Raw genomic sequence first — 4,756 nt, forward strand, 5'->3', positions numbered from 1 at the left:
GCATGGGCCTGCCGATCGAGCGGCTGATCATCGCCACCAACGACAACGACATCCTGGCGCGCACGCTGGCGAGCGGCGAATACCGGACCAGGGGCGTGTTCGCCACGACCTCGCCGTCGATGGACATCCAGGTGTCGTCGAATTTCGAGCGCCTGCTTTTCGAGGCGGCTGGCCGCGACGCCGAAACGGTGCGCCGCTACATGAACGGGCTGAAGCAGTCCGGCGCCTTCACCATTGAGGAAGGCGAACTTGAGCGCATCCGCGCCGAGTTCGACGCCGGTCGCGCCACGGTGGACGAGGTCGCGGCCACCATCCGCGCGACGCTCGAGAAAAGCAACTACCTGCTCGATCCGCACACGGCCGCCGCCGTTCATGTCGCCGCGTCCCACGCTTCCGGTCCGGTGCCCATGGTGGTGCTCGGCACCGCGCATCCGGCGAAATTCCCGGCCGCGGTCGAGGCAGCGAGCGGCGTCACCCCTGCCCTGCCCGCATGGCTAGGCGGCTTGATGACAGCCGACGAAAAATACACGATACTTCCATCCGACTTGAAAATGGTGGAAGATTACGTGAACCGCCACTCGCGGGCGGCGCGTTAGGGAGTACTTGCCATATGGGTGTTGAGGTAAGCCGTCTGTCGAACGGCCTGACAGTCGCCACCGAAACCCTTCCAAGCATCGAATCGGTTGCCCTAGGGGCCTGGGTGAAGTCCGGCGCCCGCAACGAGCGCGACGAAGAGCATGGCATGGCCCATCTGCTCGAGCACATGGCGTTCAAGGGTACGAAGCGCCGCAGCGCTTTCCAGATCGCCTCGGAAATCGAGAATGTCGGCGGCGAGATCAACGCCGCCACCAGCGTCGAGACGACCTCCTATTATGCCAGGGTGCTTTCCGACGACGTGCCGCTGGCGGTCGACATCTTGGCCGACATCCTGCAGGAATCCGAATTCGATCCCGACGAGCTGGAGCGCGAGCAGCATGTGATCCTGCAGGAGATCGGCGCCGCCCACGACACGCCCGACGACATCGTCTTCGACCGTTTCACCGAAACCGCCTTCCGGCATCAGACCATCGGCCGCTCGATCCTGGGCACGCCGGAGACGGTCAAGTCCTTCACTTCCGGACAGTTGCACGACTTCATCGAGCGGCAATACGATGCCGAGCGCATGGTCCTCGTGGCGGCCGGCGACATCAAGCACGACAATTTCGTGCGTGAGGTGGAGAAGAAGCTCGGCGGCTTCCGCGCCAAGGCGGCGGGCAATATCCCGCAATACGCGCAATATGTCGGCGGCGACTTCCGCGAGGACCGCGACCTGATGGATGCGCAGATCGTGCTCGGCTTCGAGGGCCGCGCCTATCATGTGCGCGACTTCTACGCCTCGCAGGTGCTGTCGATGATCCTGGGCGGTGGCATGTCGTCCAGGCTGTTCCAGGAAGTGCGCGAGAAGCGCGGCCTCTGCTACTCGGTCTATGCCTTCCACTGGGGTTTTTCCGACACCGGCATCTTCGGCGTGCACGCCGCCACCGGGCAGAGCGACATCGCCAAGCTGGTGCCGGTGATCATCGACGAATTGCAGAAGGCCGGCCAGAGCATCCAGCAGGAAGAGCTCGACCGGGCGCGCGCGCAATATCGCGCCGGCCTCATCATGTCGGCCGAAAGCCCGGCCAGCCGCGCATCTCAGATCGCCAGGCAGATGCTCCTGTTCGGCCGGCCGATCGCCAAGGAGGAATTGATGGAGCGGCTTTCGGCGCTGACCGTCGAGCGGCTGACCGACCTCTCCTCGCGGCTGTTCTCGACCAAGCCGACGCTGACTGCGGTCGGCCCCGTGGGCACGCTTGCGCCCTACGAGGCGATCCTCGAATCGCTTGCGGGTCCGCAGACGACGGCCCGCAGGCTCGCCGTCTAGCTCCGTTCCAGAGCCGTGTTCGCGCTCCCTTTCTTTCGCCGCGACCTGCCGGCACTGAAGGGCGAAAAGGTCACGCTGCGCGTGCCGCTGACCAATGACTATCGCGAATGGTCGACGGTGCGCGGCGAAAGCCGCGCCTTCCTCGAGCCCTGGGAGCCGCGCTGGCAGCCGGACGAGCTCGACCGCACCGCCTGGCGGCTGCGCATCAGCCGGTACCGCGAGGATTACGCGCAGGGCACGGCCATCGCTTTCTTCATCTTCGAGAAATCGAGCGGCAAGCTTGCCGGCGGCATCACGCTCGGCAACATCCGCCACGGCGTCGCGCAGAGCGGCCATATCGGCTACTGGATCGGCGAACGCTTCGGCAGCCGCGGCCTGATGACCGAGGCGGTCAAGCTGGTGTCGCGCTTCGCCTTCGATACGCTGAGGTTGCACCGGATCGAGGCTGCCTGTATTCCCGAAAACGCCCGGTCGATCCGCGTGCTTGAAAAAGCCGGATTCCGGCGCGAAGGACTTCTCCGATCCTATCTCAGGATCAACGGCATCTGGCAGGATCACTACCTCTACGCCCGGATCGCGGACGATCCGCCGGGTGATGGAACGAAGGGCTGAATGTGACGAATTTTTCGCGATTAGCGTCGCTGTTCGCCCTTATCCTGGCGGTCGTCGTCACGTTTTTTGCGGCCATGCCGGCTTTCGCCGTCGAGCCCATCAAGATTGCGCGCGACGACAAGGCGCTCGACCTTTCCGGCGCCGTGCAAATCTACCGAAACCAGGGCGAGAACTTCCAGGTCTCGACCGCGCCAGGCCCTGACGGCATCGTGCGGCGCATCGAGGTGGAGGCCAATGACGCGCGCTCCAGCGGCGACTGGGCCGTCTTCGCGCTGGCCAACACCACCGACCAGCAGCTCGACCGGCTGATCGTCGCGCCGCATTTCCGCCTGGTGAACTCCGGCATCTTCTGGCCCGACCTCGGCTCGACGCGCATCGCCGCGATCACGCCCAGCGAGGGCTTCGCGCTCGACCGCCAGACAAGCCCCGACGCCGACGTGTTCCGCGTGACGCTGAACCCTGGAACGGTGGTGACCTTCATCGCCGAGCTCGCCTCGCCGAAACTGCCGCAGGTCTATCTCTGGGAGCCGGATTCCTACAAGGACTCGGTCAATTCCTACACGCTGTTCCGCGGCATCGTCATCGGCATCTCAGGCCTTCTGGCGCTGTTCCTGACCATCCTGTTCGTGGTTAAAGGAACCTCGATGTTTCCGGCAACGGCAGCGCTCGCCTGGGCGGTGCTGGCCTATATCTGCGTCGACTTCGGCTTCCTCAACAAGATCATCGAAATATCGCCCGGCAACGAGCAGATATGGCGAGCCGGCACGGAGGTGGCGCTTGCCGGAACCTTCGTGGTGTTCCTGTTCGCCTATCTCAACCTCAACCGGTGGCACGGCCATTTCAGTTACGGAGCGCTGGTCTGGATCCTTGGGCTGCTCTTGATCGCGGGCGTCGCCATCGTCGATCCCGCGGTCGCCGCCGGCATCGCCCGCATCTCCTTCGCCGCCACCGCGCTCACCGGCATTGGCCTGATCATCTTCCTCGGCATCCGCGGCTACGACCGAGCGATCATGCTTGTGCCGAGCTGGGTGATGGTGCTGCTCTGGCTATGCGGGTCGTGGATGGCCACCACCGGCATGCTGGACAACGACATCGCTCAGCCGGCGCTGGGCGGCGGGCTGATCCTGATCATCCTTTTGATCGGCTTCACCGTCATGCAGCACGCCTTTGCCGGCGGCGCGCTGCACCAGGGCCTGTTCTCCGATCTCGAACGCCAGGCGTTGGCGGTGGCCGGCTCGGGCGACATCGTCTGGGACTGGGACGTGCTGCGCGACCGCGTGGTGACCAAGCCGGACATCAGCCTGCAGCTCGGCCTAGCGCCGAACAGCCTTGGGGGTGCCGCCCGCAACTGGCTGCCGGTGCTGCACGCCGACGACCGCGACACATTCCGCACCACGCTCGACGTGGTGCTGGAGCACCGCCGCGGCAAGGTGGCGCAGAATTTCCGCCTGCGCGGCGCCGACGGCCACTACCACTGGTTCTCGCTGCGCGCGCGCCCGGTGATCGGCTCCGACGGCGAAGTGATCCGCTGCGTCGGCACCATGGTCGACGTCACCGAGCAGAAGAAATCCGAGGAAAGGCTGCTGCACGACGCCGTGCACGACAACCTCACCGGCCTGCCGAACCGCGAATTGTTCATGAACCGGCTGGAGGCGATCATCTCGATCGCCCGCACCGAGGACAAGGTGCGCCCGACGGTCTTCATCATCGACATCGACCGCTTCAAGCAGGTCAATGACGGCCTTGGCATTTCCGCCGGCGACACCATTCTGCTCACCGTCGCGCGCCGGCTGCACCGGCTGTTGAAGCCGAAGGATTCGCTGTCGCGCTTTGCCGGTGACCAGTTCGCGCTGATGCTGCTTTCCGAGCAGGACCCTGCCCGCATCGCGGCCATGGCCGACGCCATCAAGCACGCGATCAACAACCCGATCACCTTCGCCAAGCGCGAGATCGTGCTCACCGCCTCGATCGGCCTGATCACCTGGACGACGGCGCAGACTTCCGCCGAGGACATGGTCAAGGACGCCGAGCTTGCCATGCACCAGGCCAAGCGTTTCGGCGGCGACAGGATCGAGCCGTTCCGGCCTGCCTTCCGCACCGTCGGCACCGATCGCCTGCAGTTCGAATCCGACCTTCGCCGCGCCATCGAGCGGCGCGAGTTCACGCTTGCCTACCAGCCGATCGTGCGGCTGGAGGACGGCAGCGTCGCCGGCTTTGAGGCGCTGCTGCGGTGGGACCACC

3 protein-coding genes and 1 pseudogene are annotated in these 4,756 nt (G+C 65.2%); all 4 read left to right on the forward strand.

The genetic code is table 11. From position 1 onward, the window contains the following. Nucleotides 1-596, forward strand: a pseudogene (locus tag EOA24_RS27830) (threonine synthase); the annotation flags it as partial. A gap of 14 nt (nt 597-610) precedes the next feature. Further along, entirely contained in the window at nt 611-1,903 is a 1,293-nt protein-coding gene (locus EOA24_RS27835; protein ID WP_126062200.1) for a pitrilysin family protein, read from the forward strand. Nucleotides 1,904-1,918: 15 nt separating this feature from the next. Beyond that, on the forward strand, nt 1,919-2,515 hold the full coding sequence (locus EOA24_RS27840; protein ID WP_042641788.1) for a GNAT family protein: 597 nt from the start codon (nt 1,919-1,921) through the stop codon (nt 2,513-2,515). Between the two features lie 2 nt (nt 2,516-2,517). Further along, nucleotides 2,518-4,756 (forward strand): diguanylate cyclase (locus EOA24_RS27845; RefSeq protein ID WP_127410282.1); only part of this gene is annotated, 2,239 nt, incomplete at its 3' end.

Origin of the sequence: Mesorhizobium sp. M2A.F.Ca.ET.039.01.1.1, assembly GCF_003998035.1 — a bacterium.
In the GTDB taxonomy this organism is placed as follows: domain Bacteria; phylum Pseudomonadota; class Alphaproteobacteria; order Rhizobiales; family Rhizobiaceae; genus Mesorhizobium.

Bases quoted from the DNA above. Each gene is read 5' to 3' on its own strand.
- EOA24_RS27835 (WP_126062200.1), top strand. From the start codon at position 611: ATGGGTGTTGAGGTAAGCCGTCTGTCGAACGGCCTGACAGTCGCCACC.